The following is a 19,217-nucleotide window of genomic DNA, read 5'->3' as shown; positions in this document are numbered from 1 at the left end:
TCTCCCCGCTACTTCCGGACTCAGTTGACGCTAACCACACTTCATTACTCTCCCCGCTACTTCCGGACTCAGTTGACGCTATTTGCTAATTTATAGCCTTTCGAGCTGGGTTTCGGACTCCAGTGCAGCTATTCATGTGAAACAGGTTCATATTTGGTGTGTTTCGTGCCAATAGCGACTATGCGGTCCGTTAGCATCCAAAAAACAGGATAATTCCACGTATAAGGTCCGCTGGGTCCGCCTGCGTCGGGTGACTCACCGCTTCCGGACTCAGTTGACACTAACTACACATCATTACTCTCCCCGCTACTTCCGGACTCAGTTGACGCTATTTGCTGATTTATAGCCTTTCGAGCTAGATATCGGACTCCAGTGCAGCTATTCATGTGAAACAGGTTCATATTTGGTGTGTTTCGTGCCAATAGCGATTATGCGGTCCGTTAGCATCCAAAAAACAGGATAATTCCACGTTATAAGGTCTGCTGGGTCCGCCTACGCCGAGTCATTACACTCTCCGCTAATTTCGGACTCAGTTAACACTAACTACACATCGTCACTCTCCCCTGCCACTTTCGATCTCAGTTGTTATCTAACTACACTCATTACTCTCCCCGCTACTTCCGGACTCAGATGACGCTATTTGCTAATTTATAGCCTTTCGAGCTAGATATCGGACTCCAGTGCAGCTATTCATGTGAAACAGGATCATATTTGGTGTGTTTCGTGCCAATAGCGACTATGCGGTCCGTTAGCATCCAAAAAACAGGATAATTCCACGTATAAGGTCCGCTGGGTCCGCCTGCGTCGGGTTACTCACCGCTTTCGGACTCAGTTGACGCTATTTGCTGATTTATAGCCTTTCGAGCTAGGTTTCGGACTCCAGTGAAGCTATTCATGCGAAACAGGTTCATATTGGGTGTTTTTCGTGACAATAGCGACTATGCGGTCCGTTAGCATCAAAAAAACAAGATAATTCCACGTATAAGGTCCGCTGGGTCCGCCTGCGTCGGGTTACTCACCGCTTTCGGACCCAGTTGTCAATATCCCCACCATCTCTCTCCTCCACCACATGCGGACTCAATCGCCACTAGCTCCACCTCATCCCCTTCCCAGCCACTTGTGAATCCAGATGACGCTATCGCCCAAGACAAAAAAATAGACCGTCCCATAAAGGAACGGTCTATCCTTCCACCCGCCTATTACAAAGGCAGTGTGTAGTACTGAGCGCGTTGGCTCTCGTTCTGCTGATACATTACGATTAGTAGCGTGCGCCCTTCCCTAATGGAAGCGGGCTCCGCTACAGCTACAGCCGAGTTTGCTGCTTGCGCAGTCTCTTCTAAACTACTATCCGTTGCTCCCTGTAATGGCGAGTCTGCCGAAGGCAACGCCTCCAGATTAGCCATATCAGCTTCACTATCCTCCAAGCCTTCATCGGCACGCATGCCGCTGATGGAATCCAGCACCGCTTCCAGCGAGAATGGCAATACTTCCAGCACAGTATACTTTTGCAGTTCTCTTTCGTTAAGTCCTGCTTCTGCTAACTGGGCAGAAATTTGACCCGGATTAGCCGCGATATCTTTCAAATAGCTCGACCAATCCGACTTATCCAGCACGAAATCCCACCAGATTTTGCGCGGCTTGTACTTGTGTCCAAGAAAATAGTCCAGCTTCATCAAGCCAGTTATAACCTCCATAGACGGCGTCCCGCGATCTATCAGGAAGGACTGCAAGCGGGTAAAGAGATCTTCCAGCTGATGGCCAATCTTTTGCCAGCCTCTCTCCTCCCAATAGTCACCGAACTCCTGAAAGAAATCGAATGGCGAATCAAATACATGTCGGATCAAGTACTTGGCCGTATGGTCCATCCGGTGGCTGTTCCAGTATTTCTCCAGCACATCCTCAAGCCGCTTCAAACGGATAATGTCTGAGAAAGGCATCATATGACTGCTAAGGATTTCATAAGGTGCGTGTTCCATATACGTGTACTCATATTTAGACGCCTGCGCCCGCAGCCCCGTTCCCCGCAGCATTTTGAGGAATCCTAGCTGTAGCTCTTCCGGCTCCATAACGAATACATCATTAAACGTTTTACGGAAGGTGCTGTAATCCTCCATAGGTAATCCGGCAATCAAATCCAGATGCTGATCGATATTGCCGCTTGCCTTAATCTTCATTACGGTACGGGACAGCTTTTTGAAATTCTGGCGGCGTTTAACAAGCTCATTCGTCTCATCGTTGGTAGATTGCACCCCAATTTCAAATCTAAAAATACCCGGAGGCGCATTCTTAGATAGGAAATCCAGAACTTCCGGCCGCATGATATCTGCGGTAATTTCGAACTGAAACACGCAGCCTTGATGATTATCGATCAGGAATTGAAACATTTCCATCGCATAGTTGCGGTTGATATTAAAGGTACGATCCAGAAATTTAATGATTTTGGCGCCATTCTGTATTAAATAGAGCAGATCAGATTTCACTCGTTCAATATCATAATAACGTACGCCTACCTCAATACTAGATAAACAGAACTGGCAGTTAAATGGGCACCCGCGGCTTGTCTCAAAATAAACAATACGTTTACTCAAATCTGGAATATCCTCAGGAAAACGATGCGGCGTAGGCAGCGTATTCAGATCGCTTTTGGGACGTGGTGGATTGACAATGATCTCTTCTCCCTTGCGATAAGCGGCTCCATACACAAAGTGAAACTTACGATCATCCCTTAGCTCCTGCAGCAAATGGTGGAACGTCTCTTCCCCATCTCCATTAACTATAAAATCAATGCCAGCTTCTCTTTTCATCCAATGAAGCGGCTCATACGAAACTTCCGGTCCTCCGAGAACAATCGTAACTTCAGGCATCACTTGCTTAAGAATACCAATCAGCTTCAGCGTCTCTTCGATGTTCCAGATATAACAGGAGAAACCAATCACATCTGGCCGTTTCTGAAACAAGTCGGACACAATATTCATCACGGGATCTTTGATGGTGTACTCTGCCAAATGAATATCCTTAAATTCATGCTCACTGTACGCTTTTAGCAAGCGGATTGCGAGTGAGGTATGAATATATTTGGCGTTTAACGTGGTCAGGACGATTTTCATGCTACACGACCTTTTCTACATTTCATTTTGAAAAAACTCTAAGAATGCCTTACCGTACTTCCGGTATTTCACTTCCCCAACACCCTTTACCCTCAGCATTTCCGCTTCGGTCTGCGGGCAAACCACACTCATCTCACGCAGCGTAGCATCATTAAAAATAATGTACGACGGCACATGCTCGCGTCCTGCCAATTCACGCCGGATAAGACGCAGCTGCTCAAAGACAGTCTCATTGACGGCTGATGGCGACAGGTCATGCCCCCGGCTACGAACTCTCGTACCAGATGTTGTACCTGTCCGCGAAGGCCGTGCCACACGCTGCATCACCTCACGCTGTCCGCGCAGGACCTCGGCAGCCAGAGGCTGAAGCCGTACTACAGGGTACTGGCCTTCCGACAAGGCAAGATACCCTTCTGAGATGAGCACATTGATACTCTCTGAGATTTCCTTCTCCGTCCGGCTCGACATCGCCCCATGTGTGGGCAGCTTATCGAAGCCGTACTGCATCACCTTTTGATTGCGCGAGCCTTTCAGCACAGATGCCACCAACGCTACACCATAACGCTCCCGCATGCGGTGGATGCAGGAGAAGATCTTTTGCGCATCGACGGTCATATCCACTAGCTCTCGTTCATCCGTACATGAGCTGCAGATACCACATGGCTTGTCCCCATGCTCTTCCCCGAAATAATCCAGCTGGGCACTGCGCAAGCAGCGGGTAGTATAGCAATAATCAATCATTTGCTGAAGCTTGCGATATTCGTTAGCTTTACGGTCAGTATCCTGTGGATTCTGCTCGATCAGGAACTTTTGCGTCATAATGTCCTGCGCACTAAACAGCAATATACATTCACTCGGCTCCCCGTCACGTCCAGCACGACCTGCTTCCTGAACATAAGCTTCCATATTTTTGGGCATATTGTAGTGAATTACGTACCGGACATTGGATTTATCAATCCCCATCCCAAAGGCATTCGTAGCCACCATGACCCGGATATCGTCATAGAGGAACCCTTCCTGGCTATCTGCCCGCTCCTGGTCGTTCATACCCGCATGATAGCGACCTGCCGCTATGCCCGAAGCTTGCAGCCTCTGATACAGATCATCTACTTCTTTGCGGGTTGCCGCATATACAATCCCCGGCTGGTGAGAATGCGTAGCCGCATAATCCATAACGAACTCCCGCTTGTTCTCTCCCCGCAGCACGGACATTGCCAGATTATCTCTTCCTAGCCCCGTCATGAAAATACCCGGCTCGCGCAAGCGCAGCAGCCGGACCATATCCTCCATAACCTCCGGCGTCGCCGTGGCGGTAAATGCTGCCAGGATCGGACGTTCAGGCAGCTCATCTACAAATGGAGATACCGACAGATAACTTGTCCGAAAATCATGTCCCCACTGGGATACACAGTGCGCTTCATCAACAGCCACGCAGGAAATAGACAGCTCAGCCATTTCCAGACGGAACCAGTCCAGCTCAAGTCTTTCGGGCGCAACATAGAGCAGCTTCAAATCGCCCCGCCGGGCAGCCCGAATCCGCTCATTCACTTCTTTTCCGCTTAACGTGCTATTAATAAAGGCTGCCGGAATACCCGCAGTAGTTAACGCATCCACCTGGTCTTTCATCAGCGAGATCAGTGGTGATATCACCAGTGTCAGCCCTGGCAGGAGCAGTGCAGGAACCTGATAACAGATCGATTTCCCTCCACCCGTAGGGAGGATTCCCAGTGTGTCGCGTCCTTCCAGCAAGTTCTGAACAATCTTTTTCTGGCCATCCCGAAAGTCTGGATAACCGTAATATTTTTGCAGCTCAGCCTGCGCCTGTTCAATAGTAGGTGCTTGCATCTTCATATCTCTCATAACTCCTTAGGCGTTTCTATCTTTAGTTTAGCGGTCAATGGTGTAATGAGCAACACTTCTTAACTATCATCACCCTGTTCTTCTTTTGAAATATTTACATAAAAGGTCTTCTTTTAAGCCAAGCTTTAATAAGCGTGATTTCATAGAAAGGTGGAGCGACCGTGCAAAATTGGAAACAAAAATATACCTCCTTTAAACAAAAGCCTGCACGTAACGAGTCCTCTGCCCAGGACAATCGTCCAGTAAAGCCATTGGATTCCAGCCTGAAGAGCAATATAAGCTTCATTCGACAAGTCTTTGGAGAAGACAGCGACCTTATTGTCCGTAACTTCAAGGTATACGGTAGATATGATGCGGCTATTATCTTTTTTTCTTCTGTGGTGGACCAGAATCAAATTCAGAACTATGTTTTAAAGCCATTAATGAATGTTTCCTCCGACCACTCAGAAATTCCAAAAGATCTAAAGGATTTACCTGATTACATCTGGAGTATGACGGTACAAGTCACACAAGGTAACCGCACTAAGGACCTAAATACTCTAGTCTCCGTCTTGTTGGATGGAAATGTAGTTCTAATCATAGATGGAATGGATCAGGCACTTTACTTCAATCTGCGTAAAATTGAGCATCGTAGCATTGAGCAACCTCAAACTGAACAAGTTATACGCGGTTCACGTGATGGGTTTATAGAGAATTTAGAATCCAACATCTCTTTGCTTCGCTATCGACTACAAACGCCGGATTTTCGTGTAGTAACTGCCCCTCTTGGCGTACGGACGCGCTCAAAAGTAGCTGTTTGTTATATCGAAGGAATAGCCGATCCAGGGCTAGTTCAAAAGGTGATGAAGAGATTATCAGCAATAAATGTAGACGGCATCCTTGATGCGGGGTATATCGAGCAATTTATAGAGGATCATCCCCTTTCCCCGTTTCCACAGGTTCAGCCAACTGAACGTCCGGATAAATCTATAGCCTCTTTATTAGAAGGACGAGTCATCATCCTTGTAGATGGCTCACCTTTCTGCCTTATCGTCCCGGCACTTTTCAACCAATTCTTTCAGACGATGGATGACTATACGGAACGTTTTATCGTAGGAAGCCTCCTAAGAATGATCCGCCTGATCGCATTATTATTTTCCCTTTTCTTCCCTGCCTTATATGTATCCATTATCTCTTTCAATCCTGAGCTACTGCCGACAGAGTTCGCCGTAGCAATAACAGGTGCAAGAGCTGGCGTACCCTTTCCAGCCGTATTGGAAGTTCTGATTATGGAAGTCTTCATGGAGGTGCTGCGCGAAGCAACCATTCGCCTACCGCAAATGATTGGCGGGGCTCTTTCTATTGTAGGTGTGCTTGTCATTGGTCAGGCAGCCGTAGCAGCAGGTCTGGCGAGTCCAACCACCGTAGTTGTTGTCGCTATAACGACCATAGGGTCTTTTGCCACACCCGCTTACAACGCCGCAATCTCTTCAAGAATGCTTAGATTTCCATTGATCATATTGGCAGGCTGCTTTGGCCTGTACGGAGTAATGCTGGGCACTATTGTTATTATCAACCACTTATTATTCCTGGAATCTTTTGGCGTTCCCTACATGACCCCCTTTGTCCCTACGATATGGAAGGACCTTAAGGATAGTATCGTTCGGGTACCTTTATGGTGGATGCGAAGCCGCCCAAGCTTTCTTAATACACCTGATCCTGATCTTCTTGCCAAGGATATTCCGAAAATGCATACCGATCTGATTTTTAAGGAGAAAAGTGAAGCTGATGAATAGTAACCGCCCCATAACAACGATCCAAGTCATGGCTGTAATCGTTAGTACGATTATAGGAATAGGAATCTTAAGTATTCCTCGTTATATGGCTGAAGCCGGAGACAGTGGTGCACCGCTCGTGACTGCTTCTGGTGTACCTGTTGCTTTTTTGGGTTGCTGGTTTACAGCAGCTGTCTGCCGAAAATTCCCGAACGAAACGTTGTTCGTATTCAGCCGCCGCCTTCTCGGAACTGGGCTCGCGGATATTTTCTCCATTTTTATTTCTTTGTTTTTTGCTTTCTCTGCCGGGATCACCATGCGCCAATTCGGAGAAGTATGTATTGCGGTTGTCTTTAAAAAGACACCCATCGAAGCAGTAATTCTCTTAATGCTCCTACTGGTTGCCTTATCAATCCGAAGAAATATTGTGAAATTCACTTATGTCCATGTTTTCTATTTACCTTTTATTCTATTATCTGTTATAGCAATTGCCTTGGTAGCTATGAAAAATGTTGACGTTCTAAACTTGCTACCCCTCACCGGAAATCACACCACCTTTTCAAGCTTTTCCAAAGGAACGATTACGTCCGCTGGCCTTTATCAGGGCACCTTTGTCATCATCCTGCTGGTTCCTTTAATGAAAAAACCTCAACAGATCCTTAAAGCAGGCACTGTTGCGCTTTGTATCATTGGATTCATTTATGTAATGATCGTTTGGGTCACTTTAGGCATGTTTGGAGCTCAAGAAACCAAATTACTTTCCTATCCAACCTTAGAAGCTGCTCGCTCCATATCCATCGGCGCAGGACTTTTAGAACGGTTTGATGCTCTTTTTATAATAATTTGGGTGGTTTCTATATTCACTTCCATCTTTACGAACTACTACTTAGCTGCATACTCTCTGCAACAAGTGCTGCGGCACAAGGATCACCGCCTAATATCCAGCTTCTTACTTCCACTTATCATCACTTTTTCACTTTTGCCGAGAAATATATTTCAGGTCTATTCATTTGCTAGCATTACAGCGATAATCGGTTTGATTTTTTTGACCTTCTATCCTCTTTTATTATGGTTAGTCTCTCTAATCCGAAATAAAGGAGCCATTTCTCATGAATAAAAAAATTTACAAGCGTGTAGTTCTTATATTTATTCTCTCACTCATGTCTGGCTTACTCTCAGGGTGCTGGGACCAGCTTGAAATAGAAGACCGTGCATTGGTACTAGGGTTATCCATTGATTCCGTCCCTCCAGACAGCAAAATAAATGATGATCAAACCACTCATCTTAAAAGCGCAAATATTAACCTTCCCAAAATCCGTGTGACCGCCCAAATTGCGGTTCCGGGAAGAGTTCCACTCGGACCAGGCAGTGGGGGGGAAGGCGGAGGCGTGAATCAAAATCCAGTATGGGTCGTAGAAGTGTACGGGTACACCTTAGATGACGCCATGAACAATTTACAGCAGCAAATTTCTGATCCACGTTATCTAATTCATTTACGAGTGATTATCATTAGTGAGGACATAGCAAAAAAAAGCATGAATGACTTAAATGATTATTTGCGGCGAAATCCAGAAGTTCGTCGCCGGACCTGGCTGCTAGTATCCGAAGGGGAGGCTGCTAAATTTATGAATATTAATCCTCCGCTGCAGCGAGTGCCGACCCTTTACATCCTCTCCACTATGGAAAAAGCAGTAACATCAGGAAAATTCCCCGCTGATTATATAGGTGTATTCTGGTCAGCAGAATCCAAATGGGGCGAAAGTGGTTATCTGCCTTACGTCTCATTACATCAGGAAGACAATATCATGATTAAAGGCCTAGCTTACTTTAGTGGTGGAGTGATGGTCGGATCGACGATTCCGATTGAGATTGGCGCATATATGTCCATGAAGGGCATTAATCCAGGGGGATACTCCGATCTTTTTTATGCTGATGAATTCGGTCCGGTGATGCTCAAGGTCAACGACCGGTTCACGAGGGTGAAGGTCCATTTCAAAGAGGGCAAACCTCACATCACTTATAACCTCACTTTAGAGGCGGCTCTAGATGAGCATTTACGTAGTGATATCCCTATCGATTCCAGCCGTTCTTTAGAAAAGATTGAAGATATTTTTCAAAAGAGAGTGATCGGTATTTTCAACCACCTTATCAAAGAAACTCAACAAGCGCATTCCGATGTCTTTGGCATGGGTGAATATATTCGTGCATATGCTCCCTCCTACTGGAAAGCCAATATTCGTGACAAACATGACTGGGAGCAGCAGTATTCCAATCTCAGTATTGAAGTTAAGTTGAAAACTCACATCGACAGAGTAGGTCTTAAACAAAATTAAATGACGTTTATGGGAGGCTCTACTATGCTCTATCACCAGCTAACCTACGTAATTGTTGCGCTGCTGATCTCCAGTGTTCTGTTGCTTACTGTGGATACTAAAATATATGCAGTCAATGCTATGCACCGGGAAAAAAAATATGCCCGCGTGTTAGGCTGGGTATATCTCGGTTTATTCCTGCTTCTTGGATTAGCCCAGCTGTTCTATCTATGAGCATTTACAAACCAAACCAGCAAGCCTGCCCTCTCCATAGTATTTCTTCACAGCCCATGGTATATTGAGGAGTACAATATTAAAGGACGGAGAATGCATCCATGAACTCAAGAAGAAATCCTAAAGAAACAGCCAAAAGAGGTACTCGTTCTCACAGCAAGCCTACTGGCAAGCTTAACCATAAAACTAAAACAACCGCAGCACCCAAGTCTTTTACTGTAAATGAACCTTCTGAACTGTTGCCCTTCTTACTCACCCACGTCACGGGTCGCGGACGAAATGCGATTAAATCCATCCTATCGCGTGGACAAGTGTCGGTGAATGATAAGGTAGTTACACAGCATAATTTCCAACTGCATCCGGGTCAAAACGTTACTATTGATCAAGAGAAGCCTGTACAAACAGCAGAGATGATCGGACTTAAAATCGTTCATGAGGATGAAGATCTGATCATTGTTCAAAAGGATGCTGGACTGCTATCTATCGCCACTGCGGAAGAAAATGAATTGACGGCTTACCGCCAGCTTATGGAGCATGTCCGTGTTAGCAATCCAAAAAATCGGATTTTTGTCGTACACCGTTTGGACAGAGATACTTCAGGCGTAATGATGTTTGCCAAAAGCGAACGGATTCAGCAGGCATTACAAACTACGTGGAAAGATACTGTGAAGGAACGTTCTTACGTAGCGCTCGTCGAAGGCGCGGTTAAAAGACCTGAAGGCAAGATAAGCTCTTGGCTCAAAGAAACCTCAACCCTTAAAATGTATTCCAGTCCTCATGAAGGCGATGGACTACATGCAATTACACATTATAAACTTATTCAGGCTAACCGCCATTTTTCCTTGCTAGAGGTTAAACTCGAAACCGGACGAAAAAATCAGATTCGGGTGCACATGGCAGATATCGGCCACCCTATCGCAGGTGACAAGAAGTATGGGGCAGAGACCAAAACGGTAGGGAGACTTGGCCTACATGCTCGAGTGCTCTCTTTTATTCATCCAACCACTGGAGAACTGATGACCTTTGAGAGCCCGATTCCGAAGACGTTCCTGAAATATACTGCGCCTGCGCCTACAAACTAAGAATTGAACGTATACCCACGACTGACGAGCCTTCCCGCTTATGGGAAGCCGTAACTTCTACACAAGATGCCCGGTCCATTTGGTCCTGGGCGTCTTTTTTTAACTTCCTATCACATCATGTTACAATATAAATAAACAAAGAAGGTGCCCTTATTGTTCCATCCTACTGTTTTCGATAATATTAAGATCGCCTTTGAGAACCAGATTTATGACTACGATAATTTAGACGGAATACTGGTGGTTACGGATCGCTCCGACCTTCTGAATATGGCGCTGATGTCCAGAGAGTTCAGTCTCTCCTTCCAATTAACTGCAGGCAGGAAAGTAACCGCCGAAATCCTGCTCACTTCGACCACGAAAGATCTCAGCGATGAAATCATGGAGGTTCCTAATACGGATCCCGGCTGTAATCTTTCACTTCGTTTTTATATGGAAGTCGAAGATATTCCTAACGAATGTCAGGCGATAGACAGTATTCTAAAAGCGATCTGGGGACCTGATTTCCAGCCTGTGCAATCTTTAAGCTTCATATATGGCCAGGAAAGTGAAACTTACAATAACTGCATCGAGCTACAATTCAAAAGACAACTTACAGAAGAACAAATGGAGGACATTCCAAACCTGCTAAGCCACCTGCTGCAAAGTGCGGAAGAACTGGAATCCTTCACGGTATAATTCCTACTTTTTAACGTTCGAACTATGGGAAAAGAGGTGTGCATGAAATGAAATTCCTGCCTGCTACCAAAAGTAAAAGTTGGTTTCTCTGGATGACCGTTTATGCCATTCTGCTATGGCTTCTCTTCCCTCTGCACCGATTTGTGATGCTGGCCCAAGAAATGGATACCACACTCTTACTGCGCTTTGCTCTTTTTTCCGTAGTAGTGGCAGGCATCGTCAACACTTTAGGCTGGCTCGGAGCACGTCTGCTCTGGGTATTTAGTACGGCGGGAATAATCATAGGCGCGGCATTTATGCTGGGCTACACCTACAAAGAGATGTCCGGTTGGGAGGATCTCGCAGGCTTCCTCGCATTTTCCTTATTTTCATGTGCCGGATTTGCACTGGGTTTATTAGCGGAAGGTATTCGTCTGCTGTATACGCGAGCATCGAAGTCTTGAATGGAAGAGGTGAAACGCTGTTGTCCAATTCTTTTCTAACCAAAAATGCATTGTCCCATTCTTTAAAAGAACTAATGGAGCATACACCGCTCAATAAAATTACTGTTAAACAACTAGTGGACCATTGCGGACTAAACAGACAAACCTTTTATTATCATTTTCAGGATATATTTGATTTGCTAGGTTGGATCTATAAGACTGAGGCTGTCGAAAGCCTCGCCCAGTATCGCAGCTACAGCACTTGGACGGACGGTTTTTATAGAATCTTCTGCTATATTGAGCGGAATAAATCCTTTTGCTGTAACACGCTAAATTCACTAGGCAGAAATCACCTGGATGCATATCTGTACGAGGTGACAAACGATCTCATCATGGGGGTTATAAACGAGCTGTCCTCCGGGATGGAGGTTTGCGAAGAAGACAAGCATTTTATAGCCAATTTCTATACGCTCGCCTTCACAGGCCTAATCATTCAGTGGATGAGAGAAGGCATGAAGGAACAACCGCACCATATGATTGAGAAGCTAAGTGATCTAATTGAAGGAAATTTTCTGAAAGCTTTACACAAATATGAGAACCATCCGTTGTAACCTTTGGTTGCAGCGGTTTTTTTTGTCTAAAAACTAGACAGATCACCCATAATGACAAAAATCCAGACACTCTAAAGAGTTTGATTATACCTTCAAAATAGGAGTTGGTTTACATTAAGAGTGTGATTATTTAAACAACTACTTGGAGGCGACCATTGTGAAAAAAGAGTACGGTAATAGACAGGTTTATTTTGTCGGTGGCGGAATTGCATCCCTAGCGGGCGCTGCTTACCTGGTCAGAGACTGTGATTTTCCGGGACAAAACATTCACATTATTGAAGAGATGAAGATTCTTGGTGGTAGCAATGACGGCGCAGGTGACGCTGAACATGGTTACGTTGTCCGCGGCGGCCGTATGCTCAACGATGAAGCTTATGAAAATCTCTGGGAACTATTAACAACGATTCCTTCTGTCGACCGTCCGGGGTTGTCTGTGCGGGATGAAATTATTGCTTTTGATACCGCTAATCCAACACACTCAAACGCCAGACTAGTAAATAAAGACGGCAAAGTAGAAGATGTATTGTCCATGGGTTTTGATATGGCTGATCGTCTCGCTATGGGCAAGCTGATTATTACACCAGAAGATAAAATGGGGAAAGCGCGTATCAACGACTGGTTCGCCCCTCACTTTTTCACAACTAACTTCTGGTATATGTGGGCTACTACTTTTGCATTTCAACCTTGGCACAGTGCTGTAGAGTTTAAAAGATATATGCTCCGTTTCTTCCATGAATTCCCAAGAATTCAAACACTGGAAGGTGTAACCCGCACTCCTTATAACCAATATGATTCCATCATTCTGCCTTTGCACAAATATCTTGAACCATTTGGTGTCGATTTCACACTGAAATGTACAGTGACTGATCTGCAGTTCAAAAAAGGTGACGGAATTACCGTAACCCAAATGAATGTAGTGCGCGAAGGTGTCAAAGATGTGATTGATGTAAAAGAAGATGATCTTGTGATTATCACAAACGGTTCTATGACCGAAGGCTCCAGCCTTGGTTCTATGACTTCTGCTCCACGCCTTAACGGCAAGGGAAGCTCGTGGAAATTATGGGAAAACATCGCTTCCAAGAAACCAAGTCTTGGCAATCCTTCTTCGTTCGATGATCATGTAGACGGTTCGAAATGGGAGTCCTTTACTGTAACTTTCCATGACTCCAAATTCTTCGATCTGATGGAAAATTTCACACGTAACCGTGCCGGCACAGGCGCTTTGGTCACATTCAAGGATTCGAGCTGGTTTATGTCCGTTGTACTGGCCTACCAACCGCATTTCCGCAATCAACCTGAGCATGTTAAAGTGTTCTGGGGTTACGGACTGTATCCAGACAAAGTTGGGGATTTCGTGAAAAAGAGAATGTGTGATTGTACCGGCGAAGAAATCATGCAAGAATTGATCGGTCATCTTCACTTTGAAGAACATAAGGACGAGATCATGGCTACCGCCAACTGTATTCCTTGCATGATGCCTTATATCACTTCACAGTTCATGCCTAGACTCAATAGTGACAGACCAAAAGTTGTCCCTGAGGGTTCCACGAACCTGGCCTTTATTGGACAATTCTGTGAAATTCCAGATGACGTTGTATTCACTGAAGAATACTCCGTGAGAGCAGCGAGAATTGCGGTATATACTCTACTTGGTATCGAACGGCCTATCGAGCCAATCAACCAATATCAATACGATGTACGTACACTATTCTCAAGCTTTGTTACATCTTTCAGATAAAACAACAATCAGCAGCGAGCGCTTCCGGATATCGGGAGCGCTTGTTTTTGAGTGTGGGAAGCAACAAAAGAACAGTTTTATCGAAACAAAAAAGAGCTGAGGGCTCCCTCAGCTCTTTTGTTTTACTCGAATCTAAACTTTAAATATTGCAAGATCCATCTGCGCAGCCATCATCGGTGGATACTTCAGAATTCCCCTTACCAACCACTTGTAATGTTGGCCCTGCTTGTTCCTCCGCCCACACAGTATCCAGTACCTCTGTAAATACAGGACCTGGTTGTGCACCAGATAAAGCATATTTATTGTTGAATACAAAGAAAGGTACACCGGTAATATTAAGACGGCTTCCTTCTTCAATATCGCCATTAACCTCATTCGCAAAAGCATCCGTTTCCAGCATTGCCGCAGCTTCCGCTTGATCCAGACCTACTTCAGCAGCGAGTGAAGCCAGTACACTGCGATCTCCAAGATTTAATGAATCCGTAAAGTAGGCGCGCAGCAGACGTTCGGACATTTCTGCGCCTTTTCCCTTTGTGCTTGCAAAATGACTCAGTCGGTGACTGTCAAAAGTGTTGGTATGCTTCACTGTATCAAAATTAAATTCCAAACCCACATCTTTAGCTTGCTCCGCTAGTTGTGCGTTCATTGCTTTTGCTTTTTCGACGGTCATCCCGTATTTGGTAGCCAACAGCTCATGAATACTCTTGTCTGTACTTACCTCTGCATGTGGATCCAATTGAAAGCTACGGAATACTACCTCTACTTGATCACGGTTCGGAAATTGGCTGAGCGCATTCTCCAACCGTCTTTTGCCAATATAACAAAAAGGACATGCATAATCGGACCAGATATCTATTCTCACGAAAAAACCTCCTAATATTATTGATAATTTGTAGCTGTTATATAAGAGCAATAACTAAATATACGTCGCTTACTATTATATAGTTAAAAACTCAAAATTACAAACTTAACTTTTATTAAAATAACATTTATAGACGTGAATGCTAAAGCAAAAAGTAAACGAAAGTGGTATATACGCTCCCCTTCAGGGCAGATAGAATGAAGTTAACACCAGACATTCCGAAGGGAGATCCCCATATGCATGATGTATCTATAGTGATACCTACCCGTAACCGTATAAACGACCTTACAGTGTGCATAGAATCTATAAGCAAGCAGACACAGCTAGAGAATGTCTCCATCGAGCTCTGGATTGTAGATGACGGTGAGATTCCTGTAGAAAGATTAACCTATTATCGTAACATACTGAACAAATTGCCACAGGCTGAGTTTCGATATCATCGTAAGACTAATCCGGGTCTCTGGCTTTCCCGTTATGAGTCACTTGGACTAGTAAATGCTGAAATTGTGCTTCATTTAGACGATGATGCAGAATTAGATGATTCCTTATATATTCGACGATTACTTGATACTTATGCAGCGGACGATTCAATTGTCGGTGTAGGCGGGGTTGCTAAAGGCATGCGCAGCAGCAAACCGGGCCGGCTGTTTGGCATGCTGACCGGACAAATGTCCGGATCCCCGGGCAGATTATCCCCAAGCATGTTTGCAGGCTCCCTATACCTCTGGGGAGAGAAGGAGCAGGTTTTTGAGACAGATTTTTTTCACGGTTGTAATATGTCATTCCGGCGCTCAGCATTACAAGATATGAAACCCTATCCCTGGATGACAAGTTACTCCATTGCCGAGGATATTTACTTGTCCCATTTGGCTAGCCGTTATGGCAAGCTTGTCATTAACCCGGCTATGAAAATCATTCATCATGAGTCGCCGGGTTCTCGGGATAAGGCGGGCGTTGTTGCAAGAGCTACTGCCATCAATCATTATTATCTGCTCAACTTACGTAAAGCACCCCCTATGAATTATGCCGCATTGATCTGGACGTTAACCTGTCTGACAGGCAAAGAAACTCTCAAACGAAATTTCAAAGCCGTTAGCGGTTATGCCAAGGGAATCCTTTTCGTAATGAATCCTCGTAAAAACAAATACCGTGAATACATGCTAGATTAGCTTAATAGTTACCTCTATATCCACAGCGTTGCTCCGAATCAGATTGCGGGGCTTTTTTTTCGTGCAGACGGAGTTGTACCTAAATATGCCATGAAATTAATTTCCATCAACTTCTGATCTAGGGTATGATAGTGATAATGTGTTTTAGAAACTAACTTTATGGATGGTGGAATATGTTCAAGAACAAAAAAACGACGTTGATCCTCGTTGTTATCCTCATCGTCGTCATAGCTGTCGGCGCTTGGCTAATTACTAAAAATAAGGATGAGAAAGCGACGGAAACACCGGGTGGCGCAACAGCTTCAGGAAAAGGCGAAGCCAAGTCACTCTCACAGACCTTTTATATCTATGACACGGTCGTGAATATCAAAGTGTTCGGAGAAAATGTAGCCCAAAAAAATATGGATGATATCCAGCAAATGCTGGAGCGAATGGATATGGAGCTTAGCCGTACAAAAGAAGGCGGCGAGGTTTACGCAGTCAATCAAGCAGCAGGAAAAGAAGCGGTTGTCGTTTCGGAAGAGACCTTAGATGTTGTAAAACAATCGGTGCAATATGCAAAAGAAATGGACGGGCTATTCGATCCCACGATTGGTCCGCTGATCGACCTCTGGAACATCGGTAGTGGCGGGGATAAAGTCCCTGATCCAGCAGCTATCGATGCAGCCAAGAGCCTAACCAATTACAGGGACGTTGAAATTGACGAAGCTGCTAAGACCGTGAAGCTACTGAAGGAAAATATGGTACTGGATCTTGGAGGTATCGGCAAAGGGTATGCTGCTGACCGTATCGCTGATTATTTAAAAGAGCAAGGCCTTAACAGTGCAATGATCAACCTCGGCGGCAGCAGTATTATTGCGTTAGGTACGAAACCAAACGGAACGGATTGGAATATTGGTCTGCAAGACCCTGACCAAAGCCGCGGCACACAGCTAGGAACGATTAAAATCGCAGATGAGGTCATCGATGCTTCTGGTGTTTACGAACGTTATTTTATGCAAGACAATGTTCGTTACCACCATATTCTTGATCCACGCACAGGTTACCCTTCTCAGAACGGTCTCAAAAGCTTGACCATTATGAGCCCTAATGCAACAGATGCGGACGCTTTGTCCACTGGGGTATTCTTGATGGGGATCGAAGAAGGCATGAAATATCTGGAGTCGTTACCTGAAGATGTAGAAGCTTTCTTTATTACCGATGACAACAAAATCTACGCCACACCAGGCATTAAAGAAAGAATGAATCTGACTGACCCTACGTACAGCTTCGCTGATTAAATGAAATAGAGCTTGCCCCCATAAAGCCATTATTGGCTTTGGGAGGCAAGCTCTTTTGTTGTGGATAAAGGTTCTTTGGCGTGGCTGAGGGATATTCATCGCCCAGCAGCCTGATAATCAGGGAATTCCTCCCTAAAAATCACCCGAATATGGCTATAACCGTGCTTATTTAGGTTTTATTAGGGAGGAATTCCCCAATAACCTCCATTTCGCGCTTTAATCGATTAATTTCAGGGAGGTTTTCCCTAATTAATTCCCGATCAAGATTTTTGCAGCACCAAAGGCAACTCGCTAAATTCCTTATAATTCGTGAAAATATAACTAGGCTTATGATCCGTAGCCGGCTGTCTGCCTCTCGGATTATACCAGCAGACCTTCCAGCCAGCCGCAAGCGCTCCTACTACATCGTTAGCCCAGGTATCACCTATATAAAGTGAATGGTCTGGTGAAGTGCCAGACTTCTGATTCACATGCAAAAAGAGTTGCGGATCTGGTTTGGCCAGACCTACAGCGTCAGAAATAAAAATCATCTCCTCGGGGATCATCTGATCCAGACCTAATCCGCGAATCTTTTTCATTTGATGATCTTTGGGTCCATTCGTAATGATGCCTACTTTATGACCAGCAGTAATGAACCTTTCCAATTGCTCCCGGACTCCATCTATCATTTGTATGGTGTACTGACGGCCAATGTAAGCCGCTTGTACCGCCGTGGCTTGATCACGATCGAGCTGTAAACCATACTCTGCAAAAGCAAGCTCCAATCGGCGTACCCTAGTCTCCTCCAGCGGAATTTCTCCACGTAAATACATAGGCCATAATACATCACTATGATGTCTTACTTTATAAAATAATTCCGCAAAGTCCAGACTGCTCTCATCCGGTTTAAGTACTTGACGCACCGCTTCTTTAAAAGGAATCAAATGATCATATAAGGTATCATCAAGGTCAAAAAAGATTGCCAGCTTATTACTTGTATCCACTTTAACGCCCCTTACTCGTCTTTCTCTCTAGCTTTAGAAAAAAAGGTTATAGGTATAAAAATCATCATCCCGAATGTAGCCATGCGCTTCATATAAACGCTGTGCCCCCACATTCGCCGTCATTGTTGTAAGGGACAAGCCCTTCGTATTCGTTGCGAGCGCATGAGCTCTGGCACTTTCCAGCAGCTTGGAGCCGAGCCCATGACCTCGCAGTTCCGTAGTTACATATAGATCATTCAATATCCAGAGACGCTCCATAGAGACCGATGAAAAAGAGGGATAGAGCTGGGTGAAGCCCCACGCTCGTTTCTCCTCGCCTTCTCCCTCCACCGCAATAAAGATTACCGAATCGTTCAGCTTCAATCGATCTGATAAAAAAGCGCGCGCACCATCCAGATCAGAGACTGCCCCATAAAATACCCGATACTCATCAAACAATGGGATAAGCCGTTCCAAATCATCATAGATCACACGTTCAATACGATAGTTGTTCATCCTCAACGCTCACTTTCCGGCTTGGGCCGTTTTAACGTTATTGTATATTTCAGCCGTACCGTGCACCATGGAGCGAACGCCAGATCATTTGGACAATTATTCTTATTCTTTGGAATCGTAGAACACATGCCGGGCACTGACTTTACCCTCTTCGATATCCAAAATTCCGATGGAATACAGTTTCTCACGTCGTTTATCCGTTGGCGATCCTGGATTAAAGAGCAGAATCCCATTCTCTTCCCGCAATAAAGGCTGATGCGAATGACCGAATAAAATACAATCCACCTTATCGTTCGCAAAAGCAAGCAGCGCATTCCCGTCCGTTCCTTTGCGGGAGTGTGGCGTATGACCATGGACCATTCCGATCCGGACTCCCTCAAGCGTTAGCAGCTTACGCTCCCCGAAACGCTCGATGATCTCTATTCCATCGTTATTCCCAGCAATCCCTTCCACTGGAGCCAATTCAGCCAACAAATCGTAGATTCCCATACTCACCCAATCTCCAAGATGCAGAATCAAGTCTACATTCCGGAATTCAGCAACAAGTGCTTTGGGCAGAGACTTAGCCATTCTTGTCATATGTGTATCTGATACCACGCCTACTTTCATATAACTCAGCTCCTAATCTATCAT

At 45.0% G+C, this 19,217-nt stretch carries 17 protein-coding genes; 11 read left to right on the top strand and 6 right to left on the bottom strand.

Annotation, left to right across the window (positions count from 1 at the left end; genetic code table 11):
• Positions 1-1,199: 1,199 nt before the first annotated feature.
• Entirely contained in the window at positions 1,200-3,107 is a 1,908-nt protein-coding gene (locus MHH89_RS28375) for a B12-binding domain-containing radical SAM protein (protein WP_341088635.1), read from the bottom strand.
• A gap of 15 nt (positions 3,108-3,122) precedes the next feature.
• Positions 3,123-4,958, bottom strand: a complete 1,836-nt coding sequence (gene recQ / locus MHH89_RS28370; protein WP_076137470.1) for a DNA helicase RecQ — start codon at positions 4,956-4,958, stop codon at positions 3,123-3,125.
• A gap of 170 nt (positions 4,959-5,128) precedes the next feature.
• Here recQ and MHH89_RS28365 point away from each other — a divergent pair, with 170 nt between their 5' ends.
• The 9 genes from MHH89_RS28365 (at position 5,129) to MHH89_RS28325 (ending at position 13,795) form a co-directional block, all read left to right on the top strand.
• Positions 5,129-6,742, top strand: coding sequence for a spore germination protein (locus MHH89_RS28365; protein WP_139330130.1), 1,614 nt, complete (start codon positions 5,129-5,131; stop codon positions 6,740-6,742).
• The gene (locus tag MHH89_RS28360; RefSeq protein WP_076128078.1) at positions 6,735-7,838 is read left to right on the top strand and encodes a GerAB/ArcD/ProY family transporter; all 1,104 of its coding nucleotides are present in this window, start codon (positions 6,735-6,737) and stop codon (positions 7,836-7,838) included. The genes MHH89_RS28365 and MHH89_RS28360 overlap by 8 nt, the downstream gene beginning before the upstream one ends.
• The gene (locus tag MHH89_RS28355; protein WP_076128080.1) at positions 7,831-9,054 is read left to right on the top strand and encodes a Ger(x)C family spore germination protein; all 1,224 of its coding nucleotides are present in this window, start codon (positions 7,831-7,833) and stop codon (positions 9,052-9,054) included. The genes MHH89_RS28360 and MHH89_RS28355 overlap by 8 nt, the downstream gene beginning before the upstream one ends.
• Before the next feature lie 24 nt (positions 9,055-9,078).
• Positions 9,079-9,267, top strand: a complete 189-nt coding sequence (locus tag MHH89_RS28350) for a CLC_0170 family protein (protein ID WP_076185706.1) — start codon at positions 9,079-9,081, stop codon at positions 9,265-9,267.
• 101 nt (positions 9,268-9,368) lie between these two features.
• Positions 9,369-10,349 carry an RluA family pseudouridine synthase gene (locus MHH89_RS28345; protein ID WP_076128083.1) on the top strand — a complete coding sequence of 327 codons (981 nt, stop codon included), beginning with the start codon at positions 9,369-9,371 and terminating at the stop codon, positions 10,347-10,349.
• 153 nt (positions 10,350-10,502) lie between these two features.
• Complete coding sequence (locus MHH89_RS28340) at positions 10,503-11,024, top strand: hypothetical protein (protein ID WP_076128085.1); 522 nt, start codon at positions 10,503-10,505, stop codon at positions 11,022-11,024.
• Positions 11,025-11,071: 47 nt separating this feature from the next.
• Entirely contained in the window at positions 11,072-11,467 is a 396-nt protein-coding gene (locus MHH89_RS28335; protein WP_076128086.1) for a hypothetical protein, read from the top strand.
• Between the two features lie 20 nt (positions 11,468-11,487).
• On the top strand, positions 11,488-12,057 hold the full coding sequence (locus MHH89_RS28330; protein WP_036681438.1) for a TetR/AcrR family transcriptional regulator: 570 nt from the start codon (positions 11,488-11,490) through the stop codon (positions 12,055-12,057).
• Positions 12,058-12,214: 157 nt separating this feature from the next.
• On the top strand, positions 12,215-13,795 hold the full coding sequence (locus MHH89_RS28325) for an oleate hydratase (protein WP_076128088.1): 1,581 nt from the start codon (positions 12,215-12,217) through the stop codon (positions 13,793-13,795).
• A gap of 139 nt (positions 13,796-13,934) precedes the next feature.
• Here MHH89_RS28325 and MHH89_RS28320 read toward each other — a convergent pair whose 3' ends face one another.
• Positions 13,935-14,657, bottom strand: coding sequence for a DsbA family oxidoreductase (locus MHH89_RS28320; RefSeq protein WP_076142179.1), 723 nt, complete (start codon positions 14,655-14,657; stop codon positions 13,935-13,937).
• Positions 14,658-14,893: 236 nt separating this feature from the next.
• On the opposite strand from MHH89_RS28320, the gene MHH89_RS28315 reads away from it, so the two are divergent.
• Both MHH89_RS28315 and MHH89_RS28310 read left to right on the top strand, forming a co-directional pair.
• Positions 14,894-15,826, top strand: coding sequence for a glycosyltransferase family 2 protein (locus MHH89_RS28315; protein ID WP_076128092.1), 933 nt, complete (start codon positions 14,894-14,896; stop codon positions 15,824-15,826).
• Between the two features lie 173 nt (positions 15,827-15,999).
• Complete coding sequence (locus MHH89_RS28310; RefSeq protein ID WP_341088634.1) at positions 16,000-17,106, top strand: FAD:protein FMN transferase; 1,107 nt, start codon at positions 16,000-16,002, stop codon at positions 17,104-17,106.
• Positions 17,107-17,366: 260 nt separating this feature from the next.
• On the opposite strand, the gene MHH89_RS28305 is transcribed toward MHH89_RS28310, so the two are convergent.
• The 3 genes from MHH89_RS28305 to MHH89_RS28295 all read right to left on the bottom strand — a co-directional run bounded on the left by MHH89_RS28305 (position 17,367) and on the right by MHH89_RS28295 (position 19,193).
• On the bottom strand, positions 17,367-18,089 hold the full coding sequence (locus MHH89_RS28305) for an HAD family hydrolase (protein WP_076142176.1): 723 nt from the start codon (positions 18,087-18,089) through the stop codon (positions 17,367-17,369).
• 33 nt (positions 18,090-18,122) lie between these two features.
• Positions 18,123-18,584 carry a GNAT family N-acetyltransferase gene (locus MHH89_RS28300; RefSeq protein ID WP_076185717.1) on the bottom strand — a complete coding sequence of 154 codons (462 nt, stop codon included), beginning with the start codon at positions 18,582-18,584 and terminating at the stop codon, positions 18,123-18,125.
• A gap of 102 nt (positions 18,585-18,686) precedes the next feature.
• Positions 18,687-19,193: a metallophosphoesterase family protein gene (locus MHH89_RS28295; RefSeq protein ID WP_076128097.1), complete on the bottom strand. Its 507-nt coding sequence runs from the start codon at positions 19,191-19,193 to the stop codon at positions 18,687-18,689.
• Positions 19,194-19,217 lie beyond the last annotated feature (24 nt).

The organism is Paenibacillus sp. FSL H7-0323 (assembly GCF_038002725.1).
GTDB classification, from domain to species: Bacteria; Bacillota; Bacilli; order Paenibacillales; family Paenibacillaceae; genus Paenibacillus_AQ; species Paenibacillus_AQ odorifer.
Note: the sequence above shows the minus strand (reverse complement) of the source record. Positions and strands in the feature narration are given on the sequence as shown.